Consider the following 18,547-nt stretch of genomic DNA (forward strand, 5'->3'; position numbering starts at 1 on the left):
AAGGAGGACCACACATGTTTTCCGACGAAGATCCCCGGCTTTCCCAGCTCCTGGAAGGCATTGTCCGGCTCGCCTCGGGTGACCTCAGCTCCAGGATCGAGGTGTCCGCCAACCGGGATGAACTCGACGCGATCATCATGGGCACCAACCTGCTGGCCGAGGATCTCCAGGTCATCTACGAAGAGCTTGAGCAGCGCGTCCAGATCCGCACCCGACTGCTGCACGAGGCGCACCTGGAAATGCAGCAGATGGCCATGCAGGACCCGCTGACGGGTCTGGCCAACCGCTCCGCGCTGATCGAGGCGTTGCGTTCCGCACTGGACGCCGAGCGGGAGGCCGGCGAGGGACCGGTGATCCTGCTGCTGGACCTCGACGCGTTCAAGTCCATCAACGACACCCTTGGCCATACGGCGGGCGACCAGGTGCTGATTACGGTCGGGGAACGGATCCGCGGCGCCGTCCGCAGCTCCGACGTCGTGGCCCGCCTGGGCGGTGACGAGTTCGCTGTGGTGATGCCCTCGGCGTCCCCCGACCAGGCCACCATTGTGGCCCACCGGATCCTGGCAGCACTGAAGGAACCCATCGAGCTGCCGGGCCGGAGCGTCCGCTGCGGCGCGAGCATCGGCTTGAGCGTGGGCGGTGAAAACCCGACGCCGGAGGACATGCTGATGGAGGCTGACGTCGCAATGTATGCGTCCAAAGCCGAAGGGCAGAGCCGCCTGCACCGGTTTGAACCCGGCCTCCTGCTGGTCCGGCGGCTCCGGAGCCAACTGGTGGAGGACCTCCGTACCGCCATCAGGAGCAGCGGGCTGACGCTGTATTACCAGCCGGTGGTGGAGCTGGGCACGGGCAGGATCGAAGGTGTGGAAGCCCTGATCCGCTGGAACCACCCCAAGCGCGGGTTCATCATGCCGGACGAGTTCATTCCGCTGGCCGAGGAAGCCGGGTTGATCTCCGAGCTTGGACTGTGGGTGCTCCGCACCGCGGTGCGCCAGCTCCGCGGCTGGATCGACGACGGCCTGGTGGACGCCCGCTTCTCCGTGCGCATCAACATCTCCGCCACCGACCTGCAAAGCCTGCAGTTCATCGAGGATGTGCGGACCGTGCTGAAGGAAACCGGGGTGCAGCCGGACCAGGTGGTGCTGGAACTGACGGAAGTTGCGATCGTCAAGGGCAACGAGCTGGACCGCTACTCCCTGGGCGGACTCCGCGGGCTGGGCGTCGGCATCGAAATCGACGACTTCGGGACCGGCTATTCGTCCATCAGCTACCTGCGCCGGCTGCCCGTGGACAGGGTCAAGGTGGACCGTTCGCTCATCACGGGGCTGGGCACCGATCCCAACCAGCCGGCCCTCGTCGCAGCGGTCCTGCAGCTGGTGCGCGCCTGCGGCCTGGAAGCGGTCTGGGAGGGCGTTGAAACCGCCGAACAGGCCCAGATCCTGCTAAACCTGGGCTGCCTCAGCGCGCAGGGCTACTATTTCAGCCGGCCCGTTCCGCCCGAGAAAATTCCGGCATTGTTGGCTGACCAGCCGGAAAGCGCTAGCCCGAAACTGTAAAGTACTGCGCTTTTGGTCCTGCCGATATACGATCATCGTGCGGTGTCAGGTTCTCAGCACCGCAACACGTTGGGCATCAATAGCAGCACCGACCTTAAAAAGGCGTTTGAAATTTGAACATTAAATGGGCCATGGGGTCATTACTTCGTCAACTGGGGGCGTAGCTAATGTCGGTTCGGGTACAGGCATGGGGAATTATTGCGGCTGTTCTGGCGGATTCTGATCCGTCCGGAGCGGCCATACGGCAGCGCCTGAGCAACAGTCTCGACGAGAATCCCGGCGTCCCCGAGCGGGCCCTGCTGGAGTATCTCCTTGAGGCGCGGCAGCAGGACGCCGCGGCAGCGCAGGACACGGAAGGCGCACCGCGCCGGCTGGCGCCGCCGGTCCTGCCACCGCAGATCATCGAGCAGATGGATGCGATCCAAAGCATCTCGCGGATCAGTGCCCTGCTGGAAAGCCAGATGCTGATGACGGCGTTCCAGCCCATCTACGGGCTGGCCGGCAGGAACGTGGTGGGCGTCGAGGCACTGTCCCGCTTCGTCAGCGACGACGGCGCCGCGGCGGAGCTGTGGTTCGCGGAAGCGGCCGCCGTGGGGCTCGGGGCCAACCTTGAGTTCTCGGCGCTGGGGTCCGCCGCAGCCGCGGCGCGCGACCTGCCCGAACACCTCTACGTCTCCTTGAACATTTCCCCCTCATCCTGCATTGATCCGCGGCTGCCGGAATTGTTTGCGCACATCGACCTGCCCATCCACCGCGTGGTCCTCGAATTAACGGACAGCATTTCGGATGAGGAATACCTGCAATTCATCGCTGCGATTAATCCGCTGCGGGAAAAGGGCCTGCGCATTGCCGTGGATGACGCCCACTCCGGGGCCGGCGACCTGAGCCGGATGATCCACCTGCGGCCGGACTTCATCAAAGTGGGCCGGAACGTCATCAGCAGGGTGGACTCGGACGGCCTGCAGCGGGCCCTCGCAGCCTGCCTGGTGGACTTCTCGGACCAGATCGGCAGCACGCTGGTTGCCGAAGGCGTCGAGACCGTGGGCGAGCTTAAGGCCCTGTCCCAGCTGGGCATCAGCGCCGGTCAGGGCTACCTGCTGGGCCGGCCTTCCGTGCGGCCGCAGGACTGGGCCACCTGGAACAAGCAACTGGACGTGGACGTGCTGGAGCGCCAGCTGGGTGAGCGCGAAACAGCGTCCGGCTCGGCCACGCCCAAAAAGTCCCGTTAGGCAGCGGAAGACCTATTCTGCGTGGCCCTGGTCCCCGCTCATTTGGTCTTCTGCAGGCGGCGTTTCGCCCGGCGGCACTCCCCCGCCGGGTTCCAAACCGGTGATGTTGCCTTCGGCAGGGTCCGGATTGGACGTACCGGCGGAGTCCTTGCCATGCGGGTGCGGCCCGGCCTTGTCCGTGCCGGCCGGCCCTGCACTGCCGGCCTGGTCGCTTCGGGGCTGATCGGGATTGGCGGGATCATTTTCCGGATGGTAAGTGCTCATGGCGTGTGCGTCCTCCCTGTCCGGCCGTGGCGGATTCCCCAGCCTGGACTAATTGTAAGCATACTGATAATCCTGAAGGACTGGCCGGTGCGGCCGGCACGCTTGAGAGGAGCGCCGCGCGCGAAGGTCCCGGACCCGAACACGCCCGGAGACGGACACCGGTCCTAGGACCGTCCGCCGGCCGCCGGCCATTCCCCGCGGGCCAGCAGCACGTCCCGGAGCAGGTCGGCGCGGTCTGTGACGATGCCGTCCACACCCAGGTCCAGGAGGCGGCGCATTTCGTCGGCGGAATTGATGGTCCACACGTGCACCACCAGCCCCAGGTCGTGCGCACGGCGGATGAAGCCCGGAGTGGCCACCCGCACGGGGCCTTGCCGGACCGGGACCTGCAGGGCCTGGACATCGCGCAGCACGTGCCGCATCAGCCGGGCAAATACGGGCGCGGGGAGTACCGGGCCCAGCAGCGTGAACAGGGCGTTGGAGACCAGGCCCGCGGACGCGGCAACGGGCCGGGTCAGCAGTTCCAACAGGGCCCTGCGGCGCCGGTCCGAAAAGCTCGTCACCAGGACCCTGTCGTGGACCCGGTGCCGCTCAATGGCCGCGGCGAGGCTCCGGACTGAACTCCAGTCCTTGACGTCCAGGTTCAGCCGGACGGCAGGCAGTGCGGTGACGAGTTCGTCGAACAGCGGCACGCGCTCCCGGCCGCTGATCCGCGCGGCGGCCACCTGGGCCGCGGTGAGCTCCGAAACTTTGCCCCGGCCGTCCGTCACCCGGTCAAGGGTGTCGTCGTGGAAAAGGTGCAGCACGCCGTCGGCCGTGGTGTGCACGTCCGTCTCCAGGTACCGGTACCCCAGCCCGGAAGCAGCCCGGAAGGCCGTCATCGAATTCTCCAGCCCCTCCCGGGAAAACCCGCGGTGGGCCATGGCGATGGGGAGTATCCGGCCGCCGTCGCCGGTGTTCTCGAAGTAGGGCAGGGTCACACAGCGAGCGTACCCGAGCCGCGGAGGCTAGCTCTCGGCGGGCAGGATCTCCACGCCGTCGCTGCAGTGCAGCAGGGTCCGGCCGCGGCCGCCGTCCAGGTTGATCCATACGGCGGTGTGGTCTGCGGTGATGGCATCGACCAGGCCGCCGGTCTCAAAGCCCGGGCTCAGCAGGACCCGGACACGGTCGCCCTGGCTCAGGTTCCGCCAGTGCGGGGCTGGCGTTGCCCGGCGCAGTGGTGCTTCGGCGCTGCCATGCTTGACGTTCTTTGCCATCGTTACCCCTCAGTGCTCGTAAGGAGAGGTTGGGGCTCTCCGGAAGCTACGCTACGGAGGGAAGGTAAACGCGGAGTGATCGTTAGCTGAATGCCACCTTGGAACCCGTCCGGCGGCGGCGCGTCAGGACAGCGGCGCGCCGAGCCCTGCGAGCCTGGCCTCAAGGACCTGGGCCACGCCGTCGTCGTCAAAATGCGGTGCCTGCTGGCCGGCGGCACTGATGGCGTCCGGATGCCCGCTGGCCATCGCGTAACCGTGGCCGGCCCATCGGAGCATCTCGATGTCGTTAGGCATGTCGCCGAAGGCCACCACGTCCGCGGCGTCGATTCCCAGCGCGGCAGCGTAGCCCGCCAGGGTAACGGCCTTGTTCAGGCCTGGCCGGGCAAGTTCCAGCATGGCCACGGTGGGTGCGGAGTGCGTTACGGAGGCCAGATGCCCGACGGCGGGACGCACCTCCGCGAGGAATTCGTCCGCGGTGCCCTCCCGGACAATGGCCAGGAACTTCACCACGGCGTCGTCGTCCGTCAGGGTGTCCGCCAGCGGCGCGGGTGTGAATTCGGCCAGGAGTTCGCTGGATTCGTTTTCCACAAACCCGGGCTCCAGGTGGAAGCCGGCCAGCGTTTCCACCGCGAACCGGGCGGATGGCCGCAGGTCCTTGATGATGCGGCGGGCTTCGAGGACCGTGGCGATGTCAAGGGTTTTGGCCGACACCAGCCGGTCCGCTTCGAGGTCCCACACCACAGCGCCGTTGGAGCAGATGACCGTGCCCGAGTGACCCAGCTGCTCCTGGAGGGGGTAAAGCCAGCGCGGCGGCCGGCCGGTTACAAAGACCAGTTCGACGCCGGCGTCACGGCAGGCGTGGAAGGCACGGATGGTGCGGTCGCTGATCTTTCCGTCGTGCCCCAGGATTGTTCCGTCAATATCACTTGCCACCAGCCGCATACTGCCAGTCTACGTGGGAATCAGGGGTGCCGGTCCTGCGTCAGAATCGCGACAGCGCCTGGTCCAGCATCCGGTGCCCCTGCGTTTCAAACGCCCCGTCGCCCACTTGGTGCGCCCACACGGCAGTGCCGATGGCTTCGCGGAGCAGGTAAACCGGCCAGGCGTCCCCATCCCGCGGGTCCGCGCCGTAGCCACGGAGGAAGGCCGCTTCCAGGGCCGGGTCCCGCTGCCACTGCTGGACGGCCAGCCGGCACAGGTCGGTGGCTGCCGGCCGGAGGTCGAACCTGCCGAAGTCGATGACGCTGATGGCGCCGTTGTTGCTGATCCAGTTCCGCGGCTGCCAGTCCCCGTGGGTGGGCACCATCTCGGCGGCGGCGGCCCGGTAGTCAGCGAGGCACTGCCTGGCCCGGCTTTCCACCCGGGGATCGATCCGGTGGTCAGTGTCCAGCCAGGCGAGGGCTTTGGCGGTAGCGCGGGTTTCCCAGCCGCCGTCCGCCGTGCGGGCCTGGCTGTGGAATGCCTTCAGGAGCCTGCCGGCCTGCAGATATGTCTCCGGGTTCTGTTCATCCGGGGCGCCTTCCACCAGGACCCCGGGCAGGTAGCCGGCCACCAGGAGGGCCTCGTTGATGCTTGCGTGCAGCATGGTTGCGGCCCGGCCGGACTCCACCAGCGGTCCAGTGAAGGTGGTGTGGGCCATGATCTCGCGGCCGAGGTGGTGGTTGTCCGGCCCGCCGGCTTTCACAATCAGATCCTTGCCCCTGGAGCGGATGCGAAGAACCGTGGTGTCAGTCAAACCCCAGGACAGATCCTCAATGAGTTCCGGCTCACCGCACCAGGCGGCCACCAGCTCCGATTGCCTCGCCGTGAGCGTCCCCCTATCCCAACGCATCACGCCGTTTCCCGCAGGAATTTTCCGGTCCTGGAGAACTGGCGGAATGCCTGGACGCCAAGGGGGATGGTGGCCACGAAGAGCAGTAGAGACAGCGTGTTGGAGACGCGCCAGGGGTCCCCGTCCACAGCCAGGGCAGCGAAGTAGAGCGACAGTCCTGGCGTCGTCACCAGGCGCCGGGCAGTACGTTCACGCATCTGGGCGGCCGCGCCACGAAGAACACCCAGCGCGGCAGGATCCACCGCTTCTATTCCCAGGATCTGGCGCCGGACGTGACGCGCCGCTGCCGGCCCCAGTTCCAAGGTGACAAGGGCGCGCAGCGGCTGGACTTCGGGCATAATCCGCAGCCAGCCGTACAACACTCCTACGGCGAGGACCCCAACCGCGGCCAGGTACAGGCCCAGCGTCAAGCCGGAAAGGTGAATACCGACGGCTGACACGGCGCCGCTGGCTGCCAGGGCCATTCCCGCACAGAGTGCGGCCAGCACCGTGGCGGGGAAAACCGCCTGGAAGTAAAACCGGACCGTTGCCTCGACGCCCACGTCCTTGACGCCGTCAGCGACGGCGGAAGCGCTGGCCCAGCGCGCCTCCGGTCCAGCAGCGGAACGCCTCATGCATGCCCCCTAAGTGATGTGTCAGCCCAGTTTAAAGCCGACGGGGCCGGTCACCGCGCCTCTGGACTCAGTCGCTGATGGCGGCTTTCATTTCGTCCACCGCTTTCTGCCCCGCTTCTTCCGGCGACAGCCGGTTGAACAGGACCTCCACCGTGTAGCGGCGGATGATCTCCTGGATGATACCGGCGCCTTTCGGCGGCGGGGCGGGAGCAGCTCCCAGCTCTCCCTTGATCTGATCGATGAATTTAACCACCTTGAGGTCGGCGGACGGCAACTTCGATTCCGTGGCGGTCCGGATCCCGGAATTCGGGTTCACGCCACGCTCCGCAAGCAGGATCTCCCCGGCCTTGATGTCGTTGGCCAGGAAGTTGATGAACCGGGCCGTTTCTTCGGGATGTTTGGTCCTTGCGGACGCCGACCAGAACTGCGAGGTCTTGTACCAAAGCTGCGTATCGGCTGCGTCGCCTGTCCGCGAGGGAAACCGCAGGATCTCCAGGTCGCCACCGGCTGCCTTCTCCAGTGCCGGGAGCTGGTTGGACCATCTGAAAGCGAATCCGTTGGTGCCCACGGCGATGCCGCTCTGATCCAGCGTGGCGGCCTCGGCTTCAACCACTTCAGAGGCGGTGGGCACTGCTTCCTTCTCGCGGAGCTCCTTCAGGAAGGCCCACCACGCCGCGATGTCCGGCGCTTCGAACCCAAGCGTGCGGTCCTGGGTGTAGAGGGACTTGCCGTTCTGGCGCAACCAGACGCCGAGGGAGGCTTCGTCCCCGCCGTACGCAGCGGATCCGTAAGTGCCCTGCGGTGACTTGGCCGTGACTTCGGCGGCGATGCGCCCGAAGTCCGCCCACGTCCAGGTTGCATCATCCGGCAGTTCAACACCGGCGGCCTCGAAAACCCGCGGATTGGCCAGGATGGTGGGCGCATTAATGCCGGCTGGCAGGCCAGTGAGGCCATCTTCGCTGGTTCCCGACTGGAGTGCTGCTGGATCAAATTTTGACGTGTCAATCTTGTACTTGGACAGGTCCAGCAAGGCGCCGCGGCTGGAGTACTCTGTGATGTACTTCTCGTCCATCTGGATGATGTCCGGGGCATCGTTGGCTGCAACCTGGGTGGCCAGCCTGTCCCAGTACGGCCCGGAATCACCGAACTCCGGCCTGATCTTGACGTCCGGGTTTTCCGCTTCGAACGCGGCGATGACGTCCTGGGTCAGCTGGGCCCGTTTGTCGCCGCCCCACCAGGCAAACCGAAGCTCCACAACACCATCAGCCTCCTGCCCGGAGGTTCCGCCGCCGCAGGCGGTTAGCGCAAGGACCGCTGCTGTCAGCGCGGCGGCTAGCCCCGACCTGGCAAAGCGGCGTCCCGGGCGGGACCCCGTTCCGGCTCGGCCGAATGAGGATGAAGACTGCACTGGGGCTCCGATCGTCGGTGATCACATGACTCTTGATACATCATATACTAAGTACGATGCAGCATGCGGTCCCGGAATGTGGGAAAGTTTGAGCGTGACCAGCCAACCAACTCCCCATGGCCTCCTGCCGTCAGCGTCCCGGACAGGCCTCGTTGTTGAGGCGCTCCGCCGTTCGATCCTCACCGGTGAACTACCCGCTGGCCGGGCCTTGGTTGAGGCCGAGCTGGCCCGCTATTTCGGGATTTCGAAAACGCCGGTGCGGGAGGCGCTGAAGACGCTTGTGGGCGCGGGCCTGGTGACCATGAGCGATTACAAGGGCGCCACCGTCCGGGCGGTGGATGCAGAGATGGCCCGCAGTGTCTTTGACGTCCGCTCCCTGCTTGAGCCGGTGGCCGTTGCACGAACCATCGAGCGCGGCCTTGACCTGGAGCTCGCGCAGGACGCGCTGAACCGCGCGGCCAGGGCACTGGATGAAGCCGACCGGAGCCTCGCCAACCGCGATTTCCACCAGTTGCTCTATTCAAACTGCGGCAACCAGGTCCTGGTGGACATGCTGGACGGGCTCCGCGAACAGACGGCGCTGATCTCCGTCAATGCGTGGACCCAGCAGCCGTCGTGGGACGTCGAGGCCGCGGAGCATGCCGACATACTGGCCGCGGCCCGCCGGGGTGACACCGACGCCGCTACGGAACTGGTGCTGAACCACATCCGCAGTTTCGAAGCCCGCGCCGTTGGGCAGCTTGCCGGCGGCAAACCCTGATTGTTCCCACGCAGGGAACAGGGGGCCCGGTGATCCACCGCAGTGGCATGATGGGCGCATGAGCCTCGTCACCTGCGACCTGACCATCTCCCTCGACGGCTTCGTCGCCGGCCCGGACCAAAGCATGGCCGAGCCACTGGGCCGGGGCGGCGAGCGGCTGCACCGCTGGATGTTCGAAGAACCCGAAGAGCACACAGCCGAGCGCGACGGCATCCTGGCAGCGGACGCCTACATCCTGGGCCGGAACATGTTTGCCGGGCCGGGGACGTGGGATCCGGACTGGCAGGGCTGGTGGGGTGCGGAACCGCCCTACCACGCACCCGTATTTGTCCTCACCCACCATGCGCGCCCGCCGCTGGAAATGGCGGGCGGCACCACGTTCCATTTTGTCACCGATGGAATTGAAACGGCCCTGGCGCAGGCCCGCCAAGCCGCCGGCAGCGGGGATGTGGCCATTGCAGGCGGGGCACAGACTGCACGGCAGTACCTGTCGGCCGGGTTGATCGATGAACTCCGGCTGCATATAGCGCCCATCGCCCTGGGGGCAGGCGAGCGGCTCCTGGACGGCGTGACCGGCCTGAACCTGGAACCCTCCGAGGTGAGCGGGACGGCGTTGGTCACGCACATCCGCTACCGCGTCACCACCTGACGGGCTGACACGCCGCAACTCATGCCTGACGCACCCGGGGTGCGCGGAAAAAACCCGAGGGGTTGATCTTTTACCGTGTCCGGATGGTCTAGGGGTGGCTGCGACATGGGCAGCAGTGCCCATTGACCCGTCCTTCACCGGAAATTATTCTCACGACATGATGAATATGAAGAGGAAGCTCGCGTCCGCTGCTGTTGCTACATCAATGCTCGTTGGGGGAGGAATCGCGCTTGGCTTGCCGGCTCAGGCTTCTGAGCGGGTCGTGTACTGGAATGGTACGAAAGCCTTGTGTGAGTCTCGTTTGGATGCTGCCCGTCCCGGCTTTGGTTCTTACGTGCGTTTGGTTGAGGGCTGCGTGAGGAACGGTAACGGTTACGCGTACACGGTGGTCTGGCGGTAGTTCTGCGCTGCCGTTCCCTGCTTTGGATGGCAAACTGCTGGGAGAAGAAAACCCCGGAGCCTGGGTACTTCGCTTATCCAGGGTCTGGGGTCTTTCCATGCCGCTGGCTACTTGGCGCTGTCGATGATGATCTATTCAAGCCTCCGAGGCGGCGCATCCCATATGACCCACTGCTGCAGGTAGTCCCGGGGGACGGGGTGTTGCCTGTGTCCAACTGTCAGGAAAGCGACACCGGGTGGGCGCGGTCATCATAAGCTTCCCGCGCCGCAAGAACATCAGGGATATTCTTCTCGGCCCAGCGGCCCAAGGCCGTGAGTGGCTCCTGCAACGAACAGCCCAGCGGCGTTAGTTCGTATTCCACCCGGGGAGGCATCTGGTTGTACGCGGTCCGGCTAAGAATCCCATCCCGCTCCAGGTCCCGCAAGGTATCGGCGAGGACCTTCCCACTGATGCCACCAACCGCCTCCCGCACCGCCCCGAACCGCAAGGGCCCGGCACTCAAGGCAATCACGATCATCGCGGTCCACTTGTTGGCAATCCTCGCCAGGGACGTCCGCGAGGGACACGAAGCCACCATGACGTTCCATACCGGGACACTCACCTGAAACACCACCAAAAGTCTCTATTAGTTACGTTGAGGTAACAGGTTACCAGATGTAACCATTGGAATCTCGATCCCCACTCCAAGGAGACCATCATGACCAGCCCTACACCCATTGACGTTGCCACCGCCTACTTCGACGCCCTCAGCCGCGGGGAAGTCCCTGCTGCCATGGCACTGCTGAAGCCCGAAGTAATCTGGTACCAGCCCGGCGACAACCGGTTCTCCGGCACCCACCAGGGCCTTGACGCGATCGGCGCCCTCCTGGGCGGCATGATGGAGGCAAGCCAAGGCACTTTTGTGATCGCCGTCAACGGAACCATGATGGCCAACGGCTCCATGGTTGCTGTCCCTGTTCAGTTCTCCGGCACCCGGACCGGGGCCAGCATGGACATGCCAGGCATGGACCTGCTCACCGTCGACGACGGGTCCATCACCGAGGTACGCCTCTTCTCCTCCGACCCTTACATCGAGGACACCTTCTGGGGATAGTGAAAGCAAACCCAACCCCGCACCAAGACCGCAGGCGACCACACGTCGGGGGTTTTTGCGTGTGCGGACCGGTTGAGATCGCTGGAGGTTACGCTCAGGGCGGGAAACTCATTGCCCCGGCTTGGCAACAAGCCCTCAGGCGGCTCCTTCAAACTCTGCGGAGTCATTCAGAGGGCAGGAGGGCCTCGAAACGTCTCCGGTAGTCCGTGGGGGTTGTTGCGAATGCGGTCGCGAAGTTTTGCCGCATGGTGACCGTGCTGGTGAACCCGCTGGCGGAGGCTACCTGATCAATGGGGAGGGTGGTTTCTTCCAGCAGCCTTCGGGATTCGTCGAGGCGCCGGCTGCGCACCCAGGATGCCGGCGTGGTGCCGGTGCTTGCCTGGAAATCCCGGATGAATGTCCGGCGGCTCATGTGTGCCCGGGAGGCCAGCTGTTCGATGCTGAGCGGTTCCAAAAGATTGTTCAGGGCCCATTCGATGACGCGGGAGATGGGGTCGTCGGTTTGCGGCGGACGGATGGGGCGTTCGATGTATTGCGCCTGCCCGCCTTCCCTATGGGGCGCCACAACCAGGGCGCGTGAGACGGCGTTGGTGGCGGCGGCCCCAAGGTTCTTGCGTACCAGATGCAGGCAGGCATCGATTCCTGAAGCGGTGCCTGCCGAAGTTATGACGTCTCCGTGATCGATGTAAAGGACCGAAGCATCGATGTGGACCGCTGGGCGGCGTCCGGCCAGGTCATCCACGGACTTCCAGTGGGTCACCGCCGACCGGTGATCGAGGAGGCCGGTATCGGCCACGGCCAGTGCCCCCAGGCACAGTCCCATAATCGTGGCCCCGCTCCGGTGCGCCTCGACGAGGAGCGCCTGCAGGTCACCGCCCGCCGCCCTATCGTCGTCGAACCACGATGGGACAACAACAACGTCAGCTCCAATCGCGGCCTCCGGACCGGAGATTCCACCAAGTTGATATCCCTCCGCTGTACGTAAGGACTCCACGCCATCTGAAAACAATTCAGTGGACCATCCATGCCCCTGCCTTTTGACTTCCTCGAAAACCATCTGGGGCACCGCGAGGTGGAACATGGGCACACCGTCGAAGGCGTAAATGGCGATCTTCATGCGTCTCCATGGATGGATGGGTTGAGCGGCTCAGCTGCGTCACGAAGGGCCGGATCGATCCGCCGGACACCATAAATACATTGGCTCAAATCCATCGTAAAGCAGCGTTCATGCCACTGGTGACTTATTTGACGCGCCGGAAGAATGAGATTCGGCAGTCCTGCCCAACGCCATTCCTCGAGGAGAACACATCACCATGACCACGCCCCGCCGCGCACTCATCATCGTTGATATCCAGCAGCAGTACTTCAGTGGCCCGCTGGAGATCCAGTACCCCGCCCACGCAGAGTCACTCCCAAAAATCGCGCGCGCAATTGACGCGGCTGCGGCGGCCGGAATACCGGTGGTGGCGGTTCAGCACAGCGCAGGAGCAGGTGCGCCGGTTTTCGATCCAGGCACCCCGGCTTTCGCCCTGCATCCGGAAGTGGAGCAGCGCAAAGCCGACTCCTGGAAGCTGCTGACCAAGCAGTACAGTTCGGTCTATGCGGGCACGGACCTGGCTGAGTGGCTTCGCGACCGGGAGGTAGACACCGTCACCCTGGTGGGCTACATGACCAACAATTGCATCCTTGCATCCGCTGTGGAGGCAGAATTCCTTGGAATCCACACGGAGGTCCTGTCCGATGCAACCGGCGCCGTCAACATTGCCAATGACGCAGGGTTCGCCGATGCCCGAACCGTCCACGAGACCCTCATGGCCCTCCTGAATTCGAACTGGGCCAGGGTCGCCACCACCCAAACCTGGACAGAAGCACTGGCCTCGGGGCATGCCCTGTCCGGCAGTGATCTTGGCAGTTCCGCCGTCGCAGGCGCCGGTCGGGCGGCCCTGGCCTAAGCAGTCGGCCGCGCCAGCGGATGCCCATCAGTTGGTTGGCGCGCAGCGCAGACCAAGGCTCTCCCGAAGTTCCCAGGATGCCCTGTTACGGTAGGGCAGTCCCGCCCGGTCCCCCCACCTGGCGGGACATTTTTGTACGGATGGGCCTTCAGGAGCAGGCGGTGCAGGCCGGCGCCCGGCTTGATACTCGTCAATCACGAGAATGCTTCCTGTCTGCCGCTGTCCATCCGTAGCTCTGAACGGCTACGTCGCTCAGTCAATCATTCAGGGCATCCAGGGTGGAGCCGCTCCCGTTGGACTGCGGCAACCGACGCCTCGCTGCATGCTCGGTAACCTGGGGAGAGGACGAATACGGGGGACATTGTGCATGAACATGTTGTGGATCGACGGCAAATCGTCCGAGATTTCTGGGGACGCGTAACGATTCCCGCCGCGCTTTTCGCCGCGCTGGTCATCCTTGTCTTCACTTCCGTTCCACTTGGCTCGCGTCCGCCTGCGCTGCTGGTCGCCGGAGCTGCGCTCTTGATCGGCGGCGCCACCGGATTCCTCACGGGCATTCACGGGCCGCGCTGGCCGATCTACGCTTCGATCTTGACCGGATCGGCTGCACTTCTCCTCCTGCACCATCCCTGGCAGGGGCTCGCCTTCGTGGCCATCCCGGCATCGGCCATCGGGTACGCGGTGGGCAAGGAAATCGCGTTCTTCCGCTTAAACCTTCGGCAACCGGTTTCGCCGGCCTCAAAATGACCTCCCTCATCAACCGCTTCACCGCGGTCATGTAGCACCCGTTGGACCGCGGTCCAACGGGTGCTTTTGCGTTCGACAGGGGATCCCCTCGCGTGCGACACCAAAAGATCGATGACTCCGTGAAAAAGCCGCCATTTATCGCCGAACGTCACACGCCTGAGCTGATCCCGGAACAGGGAACCCGTCTCGGCCGAGTTGACCTTTGGGTGGAATGGCAAGTCCGACGATTTATGGTCAGCCCAAGGGACAATTTTCGACCAGAAGTACTCGCCATCCCGAAACCGCCAGGACGCAATGGCTCAGCTACGATCGGAGTCATGCCTACGCTTGCCGCACCCCACGTCAGTTACCACCACTCCTGGCTGGAAGCCGCCGCCGAATTTGGCGGCACCCGCATGGATGGTTCCGGCACCGACGGCTGGCTCCTGGCAGACCTCAAGGATCCCGCGGCATTCCGCCGGTTTGTTGACACGCTCACCAACGACGCCCTGCCGGAAAGCCCACGGCAGCAGGGACACGTGCCCTGCACCTACCTGTGGATCGTGGACGGCGACACGTTCCTTGGCTCGCTGGCGATCCGGCACAGGCTGAACGACTACCTGCTTAACGAGGGCGGGCACATCGGCTACAGCGTTCGGCCCTCCGCTCGGCGCCGCGGCCATGCAGCCGGCGCACTCGCCGCCGCCCTGCCGGTCGCCCGCGACCTGGGAATCATGCGGGCGCTGCTCACGTGCGATGAGGACAACGCCGGGTCGCGGGCCACGATCGAAAGGAATGGCGGCGTCTACGAGGACAGCCGCAACGGCAAACGCCGCCACTGGATCGGCACCGCGTAGCCAGGGTGCGCTGCTGCCGGTGGTCGACGCCGGCCGCCCCTGAGTTTATTCAGCCCGGGCTGCGGGACGGGACCAGCCGGACAGCGTAACGGCCATCAGCACCGCCGAACGGCGCCATGCTGACATCCGCCCCGGGCGCCGGCACGTCAACGGCCGCCGTAAAAGTGACCCCGTTGCAGGGAACGCCCACCGGGTCGACGGTCCCTGCTCCGTTGCTGCTCATGGAAAACCTGGCCCCGGTCGGCCCGTCGCAGATGAAATGCAGCTCGTAGCTGCCCGGCCGCGTGGACATGCTGATGCTGGTGGCATGGTTTGCGGCGGTGCTGGCCATGGTTTGGCCCGGGATTGAGGGCTTGAACTGCTGCGCCGACCACTCAGACATGTCTTCCAACTCCGCGGCCCGCGGGTCCGTGTTGGGCCGGATGGCCACACCGGCGGCGGCCGGCTTGGCCAGGGGCGAGGCGGAGCCAATGGTGACCGGGCCACCGGGGTGGCGGAGGAACCGCTCCAGGCCTGAGGAACACTGGTACGGCGTCGTCATCGGCGCGTTCCCGCCGTCGACAATGGAAGTTTCAACGGATGACGCCGGCACACGCACCTTTCACCATGTAGTCGCCCGGAGCAAGGTCAACGGTGATCTCCCCGGCCGGCGCCGGCTTCTTTGGCACCCCCGGGCCCTGGGCCGCGGCGCCCAGCAGCCGCCCCACTTCGGTGGCGTTTTCCTCGAAGGAACGCTTGGGCGCCGCGATGGCTTCTGCGCCTGCTGCCTACGCCGTTTCTCGCGGATGTCGGCGCCCGGGACTACACTGAACTAATCGAACATATTTTCGAATAAGGGTGTGTTGTGGGCGTTATTGTTGGTCCCCGTGTGCTAACCGCGGGCGCCTCGCTGATCTCGGTACTGGTCTCCCCCATGCCTGTCGCAGCGGGGTACCCGTCGCCGGCCCAGGACTACTTTGACGGCCGGATCGATCTGAATGCGCACCTCATTAAGGACATCACCAGCACTTTGTGGTCCGGGTGACCGGGGATTCCATGGAGGGTGCCGGCATCAGCGACGGTGACGAGCTGATCGTCAACCGGGCCCTCGAACCCAAGGACGGCTCGGTGGTCATCGCCGTCCTGGACGGCGAGCTGACGGTCAAACGGCTCCGCATTACGCCGGCCGGTGTGGTGCTTCAGGCCGAGAACCCGCGGTATCCGGACATCAGGGTGTCGGCATTGTCGGACCTGACGGTATGGGGTGTGGCCACCCGATGCCTGCACCACGTCTAAACAGCCCCCGGGCCCCGGCCGACGGCCGGCATGTCTAAGCCGGCGCTGATGCGGCAACTCCCGCAGATCGCCCACGTGGACGTGAACTGCTTCTACGCGTCGGCGGAGCGTGCCTTTGACCCCAGCCTGGAAGGCAAGCCCCTGGTGGTGCTGTCCAACAACGACGGCTGCGCGGTCACCCGCTCCCCGGAGGCGAAGGCGCTGGGCATTCCGGTGGGTGAGCCGTGGTTCAAGCTGGCCCCGCGGGCCAAAGAATGGGGCCTGGTGGCGCGCTCCAGCAACTACGAGCTGTACGGGGACATCAGCGCCCGGGTCATGGAACTCCTGGGCCGCCACTCGGCCTGGCTGGAGGTCTACAGCATCGACGAGGCCTTCCTCGGCGTCAAAGGCGAGCCGGAGGAGCTGCTGGCCTTGGGCCGGATCATGAAGACGGCGGTCCTGCGGCATGTGGGAGTTCCGGTCTGCGTGGGGATCGCACCCACCAAAACACTGGCCAAGCTGTGCAACAAGTGGGCCAAAAACAACCCGTCGTTCCTCGGCGTCTGCCATTGGGACTCCGTCCCGGGATCCGTCCGGGAAAACCTCCTGGGCAAGCTTCCCGTCGACCAGATCTGGGGCGTGGCCGGCCGGCTCAGCAAGAGGCTGAACGCGATCGGAATCCACTCCATCCTGGACTTGTCCCGTGCGGATCCGGTGGCCATCCGGGACAAATTCTCGGTGGTCATGATGCGCACCGTCCTGGAGCTGCGCGGCACTCCCTGTATTCCCCTGGAAGAGGAGCGCGTTGGCCGGGACCAACTCATCTTCTCCAGGTCGTTCGCTACTCCGGTGACCACCACCGCGGCAATGCGCCAGGTCCTGAGCATTTACGGCCAGCAGGCCAGCGCCCGGCTGGCCAAGCACGGGCTGCAGGCCAAAGTGCTCACCGCGTACGCGGCCACGTCTGCGTTCAGTGGGCAGGAACAGGCGTATCCCAGCGTCTGTGTGCCCCTCCCCATGCCCACCGCGGACCCCCTCCTGCTCACCCGGGCAGCCCATGCCCTGCTGCCCCGCCTCCGGGACGGGCTCAGGTACGCCAAAGTGGGCCTGATGCTCACGGACCTGCGCCCCACCGGCAACCAGTCGCCGCTGGAACTGTTCGAAAACCCGCACGAGGAACGCGGCATCGGTGTCCTCCTGGCGGATGTCAGCAAACGGTTCGGCCGGGGCGCCATCGGGCTGGGCCATGGCGGCATCAAAAGCGGACTCGACTGGACCATGAAGCGGGACATGCGCTCCCCCAGGTACACCACGCACTGGGCGGAACTGCCCCTGGTCAAGGCAGCCTGACGGCACCGGATCCGGCCGTAGGAAGACGTCCCGCGTCCCTGGATGACGCCGGGCTACGCCATATTGAGCCTTCGCGTCGTCCCGTGAACGTGCGCGACCGGAACGATTGTGGCCCCGCTGGGCGCTCCGTACTCTCAACTCAGCATCCCCCCACCGAAGGAATCCCCGATGTCTGAATCCCAGGACAAGAGTCCGCAGAGTTCCACCCGCATTGTGGCCGGCCAGTCCGCAACCCCGAAACGCCCGCTCGGCCTGAAGATCGGCATCGGCGCCGCCATCCTGGCCCTGGTAGGTGGCGGTGTCGCCGTCGCATCCGCCGTCAACGCCAACAACGGCGGCACAACCCCCGCCGCGGACAGCGCCCCCGCCGGCAACCCGGCCGCCGACCTGAAGCTGGGCTACTTCGGCAACGTCACGCACGCCCCGGCGCTGGTGGGAGTCAGCAAGGGCTTCATCGCCGAAGAGCTGGGCAGCACCAAACTCAACACCCAGGTCTTCAACGCGGGCCCGGCCGCCATCGAGGCCCTCAACGCCGGTGCCATCGACGCCACCTACATCGGCCCCAACCCGGCCATCAACTCGTTCGTCAAGAGCCAGGGCCAGTCCATCAACATCATCGCCGGCGCTGCAGCAGGCGGCGCCCAGCTGGTGGTCCGGCCGGAGATCACCTCCGCCGCCGACCTCAAGGGCAAAACCCTGGCCACCCCGCAACTGGGCGGCACCCAGGACGTCGCACTCCGTGCCTGGCTCGTCACGCAGGGCTACAAGACCAACGTGGACGGCAGCGGCGACGTCGCCATCAACCCCACCGAAAACGCCCAGACCCTCAAACTCTTCCAGGATGGAAAGCTGGATGGCGCCTGGGTACCCGAGCCGTGGGCCTCCCGCCTCGTGCTGACCGCAGGCGCCAAGGTGCTGGTGGATGAAAAGGACCTGTGGGACGGCTCGCTGTCCGGCAAGCCCGGCGAATTCCCCACCACCATCCTGATCGTCAACCAGAAGTTCGCAGCCGACCACCCGGACACTGTAAAGGCGCTGCTAAAAGGCCACGTGAAGTCGGTTGAATGGCTGAACAAGGCTTCCGACGGCGAGAAGGCCACCGTCATCAACGCAGCCCTCAAGGAAGCTGCCGGGGCAGAGCTGAAGGCGGACGTGATCGACCGCTCGCTGAAGAACATCGTGTTCACCGTTGACCCCCTTGCCGGAACCTACCAGAAGCTCCTGGCCGACGGCGTCACCGCCGGCACCACCAAGCAGGCGGACATCAACGGCATCTTCGACCTGCGTGCCCTCAACAGCGTGTCCGGCGAGCAGACCTCAGCTGCGAAACTCGGCAAGGAGTAACACC

Annotated in this window: 21 protein-coding genes and 1 pseudogene; 12 read left to right on the top strand and 10 right to left on the bottom strand. The window is 65.3% G+C overall.

What is annotated here, in order from left to right; all coding sequences use genetic code 11:
• Positions 1 to 14: 14 nt before the first annotated feature.
• Together QRN07_RS12430 and QRN07_RS12435 are read left to right on the top strand one after the other, a co-directional pair.
• Positions 15 to 1,556, top strand: coding sequence for a putative bifunctional diguanylate cyclase/phosphodiesterase (locus QRN07_RS12430; protein ID WP_285241151.1), 1,542 nt, complete (start codon positions 15 to 17; stop codon positions 1,554 to 1,556).
• A gap of 167 nt (positions 1,557 to 1,723) precedes the next feature.
• Positions 1,724 to 2,785: an EAL domain-containing protein gene (locus QRN07_RS12435; RefSeq protein ID WP_285241152.1), complete on the top strand. Its 1,062-nt coding sequence runs from the start codon at positions 1,724 to 1,726 to the stop codon at positions 2,783 to 2,785.
• 12 nt (positions 2,786 to 2,797) lie between these two features.
• On the opposite strand, the gene QRN07_RS12440 is transcribed toward QRN07_RS12435, so the two are convergent.
• From QRN07_RS12440 to QRN07_RS12470, 7 genes are all read right to left on the bottom strand, one after another.
• Positions 2,798 to 3,049 (bottom strand): DUF6480 family protein, encoded by a 252-nt coding sequence (locus QRN07_RS12440; protein WP_050683726.1) that lies wholly within the window; start codon positions 3,047 to 3,049, stop codon positions 2,798 to 2,800.
• 164 nt (positions 3,050 to 3,213) lie between these two features.
• A complete protein-coding gene (locus QRN07_RS12445) occupies positions 3,214 to 4,029 on the bottom strand; it encodes a glycerophosphodiester phosphodiesterase family protein (RefSeq protein ID WP_285241153.1) in 816 nt (271 codons plus the stop codon).
• Positions 4,030 to 4,056: 27 nt separating this feature from the next.
• Positions 4,057 to 4,305 (bottom strand): hypothetical protein, encoded by a 249-nt coding sequence (locus tag QRN07_RS12450; RefSeq protein WP_050683728.1) that lies wholly within the window; start codon positions 4,303 to 4,305, stop codon positions 4,057 to 4,059.
• 123 nt (positions 4,306 to 4,428) lie between these two features.
• On the bottom strand, positions 4,429 to 5,247 hold the full coding sequence (locus QRN07_RS12455) for an HAD family hydrolase (RefSeq protein ID WP_285241154.1): 819 nt from the start codon (positions 5,245 to 5,247) through the stop codon (positions 4,429 to 4,431).
• Between the two features lie 40 nt (positions 5,248 to 5,287).
• Positions 5,288 to 6,136, bottom strand: a complete 849-nt coding sequence (locus tag QRN07_RS12460; protein WP_285241155.1) for a phosphotransferase family protein — start codon at positions 6,134 to 6,136, stop codon at positions 5,288 to 5,290.
• The gene (locus QRN07_RS12465; protein WP_285241156.1) at positions 6,136 to 6,750 is read right to left on the bottom strand and encodes a hypothetical protein; all 615 of its coding nucleotides are present in this window, start codon (positions 6,748 to 6,750) and stop codon (positions 6,136 to 6,138) included. Before QRN07_RS12465 ends, QRN07_RS12460 begins: the two co-directional genes overlap by 1 nt.
• A 67-nt stretch (positions 6,751 to 6,817) precedes the next feature.
• Positions 6,818 to 8,074, bottom strand: a complete 1,257-nt coding sequence (locus QRN07_RS12470; RefSeq protein ID WP_285241361.1) for an ABC transporter substrate-binding protein — start codon at positions 8,072 to 8,074, stop codon at positions 6,818 to 6,820.
• A 178-nt stretch (positions 8,075 to 8,252) separates the two neighbouring features.
• Here QRN07_RS12470 and QRN07_RS12475 point away from each other — a divergent pair, with 178 nt between their 5' ends.
• Positions 8,253 to 8,918 carry a GntR family transcriptional regulator gene (locus QRN07_RS12475; protein ID WP_056600086.1) on the top strand — a complete coding sequence of 222 codons (666 nt, stop codon included), beginning with the start codon at positions 8,253 to 8,255 and terminating at the stop codon, positions 8,916 to 8,918.
• Positions 8,919 to 8,976: 58 nt separating this feature from the next.
• A complete protein-coding gene (locus tag QRN07_RS12480) occupies positions 8,977 to 9,567 on the top strand; it encodes a dihydrofolate reductase family protein (protein WP_285241157.1) in 591 nt (196 codons plus the stop codon).
• 617 nt (positions 9,568 to 10,184) lie between these two features.
• Here QRN07_RS12480 and QRN07_RS12485 read toward each other — a convergent pair.
• Positions 10,185 to 10,484 carry a winged helix-turn-helix transcriptional regulator gene (locus QRN07_RS12485; RefSeq protein ID WP_285241362.1) on the bottom strand — a complete coding sequence of 100 codons (300 nt, stop codon included), beginning with the start codon at positions 10,482 to 10,484 and terminating at the stop codon, positions 10,185 to 10,187.
• Here QRN07_RS12485 and QRN07_RS12490 point away from each other — a divergent pair.
• Together QRN07_RS12490 and QRN07_RS12495 are read left to right on the top strand one after the other, a co-directional pair.
• Positions 10,417 to 10,572 (top strand): hypothetical protein, encoded by a 156-nt coding sequence (locus tag QRN07_RS12490; protein ID WP_285241368.1) that lies wholly within the window; start codon positions 10,417 to 10,419, stop codon positions 10,570 to 10,572. The two genes, QRN07_RS12485 and QRN07_RS12490, sit on opposite strands and share 68 nt — an antisense overlap.
• 92 nt (positions 10,573 to 10,664) lie before the next feature.
• A complete protein-coding gene (locus QRN07_RS12495; RefSeq protein WP_285241158.1) occupies positions 10,665 to 11,060 on the top strand; it encodes a nuclear transport factor 2 family protein in 396 nt (131 codons plus the stop codon).
• Between the two features lie 163 nt (positions 11,061 to 11,223).
• On the opposite strand, the gene QRN07_RS12500 is transcribed toward QRN07_RS12495, so the two are convergent.
• Positions 11,224 to 12,177, bottom strand: a complete 954-nt coding sequence (locus tag QRN07_RS12500) for a GlxA family transcriptional regulator (protein ID WP_285241159.1) — start codon at positions 12,175 to 12,177, stop codon at positions 11,224 to 11,226.
• Positions 12,178 to 12,373: 196 nt separating this feature from the next.
• Between QRN07_RS12500 and QRN07_RS12505 the strand changes: the two genes are divergently transcribed.
• The 3 genes from QRN07_RS12505 to QRN07_RS12515 all read left to right on the top strand — a co-directional run bounded on the left by QRN07_RS12505 (position 12,374) and on the right by QRN07_RS12515 (position 14,595).
• A complete protein-coding gene (locus QRN07_RS12505; RefSeq protein ID WP_285241160.1) occupies positions 12,374 to 13,012 on the top strand; it encodes an isochorismatase family protein in 639 nt (212 codons plus the stop codon).
• A gap of 363 nt (positions 13,013 to 13,375) precedes the next feature.
• Positions 13,376 to 13,759, top strand: coding sequence for a hypothetical protein (locus QRN07_RS12510; RefSeq protein WP_285241161.1), 384 nt, complete (start codon positions 13,376 to 13,378; stop codon positions 13,757 to 13,759).
• A 317-nt stretch (positions 13,760 to 14,076) separates the two neighbouring features.
• A complete protein-coding gene (locus QRN07_RS12515; RefSeq protein ID WP_285241162.1) occupies positions 14,077 to 14,595 on the top strand; it encodes a GNAT family N-acetyltransferase in 519 nt (172 codons plus the stop codon).
• Between the two features lie 49 nt (positions 14,596 to 14,644).
• On the opposite strand, the gene QRN07_RS12520 is transcribed toward QRN07_RS12515, so the two are convergent.
• Positions 14,645 to 15,136, bottom strand: a complete 492-nt coding sequence (locus QRN07_RS12520) for a DUF6023 family protein (protein WP_285241163.1) — start codon at positions 15,134 to 15,136, stop codon at positions 14,645 to 14,647.
• A gap of 303 nt (positions 15,137 to 15,439) precedes the next feature.
• On the opposite strand from QRN07_RS12520, the pseudogene QRN07_RS12525 reads away from it, so the two are divergent.
• The 3 genes and pseudogenes from QRN07_RS12525 (at position 15,440) to QRN07_RS12535 (ending at position 18,543) form a co-directional block, all read left to right on the top strand.
• Positions 15,440 to 15,870, top strand: a pseudogene (locus tag QRN07_RS12525) (LexA family protein).
• Positions 15,871 to 15,900: 30 nt separating this feature from the next.
• Complete coding sequence (locus QRN07_RS12530) at positions 15,901 to 17,199, top strand: Y-family DNA polymerase (protein ID WP_285241164.1); 1,299 nt, start codon at positions 15,901 to 15,903, stop codon at positions 17,197 to 17,199.
• A 168-nt stretch (positions 17,200 to 17,367) separates the two neighbouring features.
• Positions 17,368 to 18,543 carry an ABC transporter substrate-binding protein gene (locus tag QRN07_RS12535; protein ID WP_285241165.1) on the top strand — a complete coding sequence of 392 codons (1,176 nt, stop codon included), beginning with the start codon at positions 17,368 to 17,370 and terminating at the stop codon, positions 18,541 to 18,543.
• The last annotated feature ends 4 nt before the right edge of the window (positions 18,544 to 18,547 follow it).

The sequence above is a fragment of the Pseudarthrobacter sp. MEB009 genome (assembly GCF_030208875.1).
Taxonomy (GTDB): Bacteria; Actinomycetota; Actinomycetes; order Actinomycetales; family Micrococcaceae; genus Arthrobacter.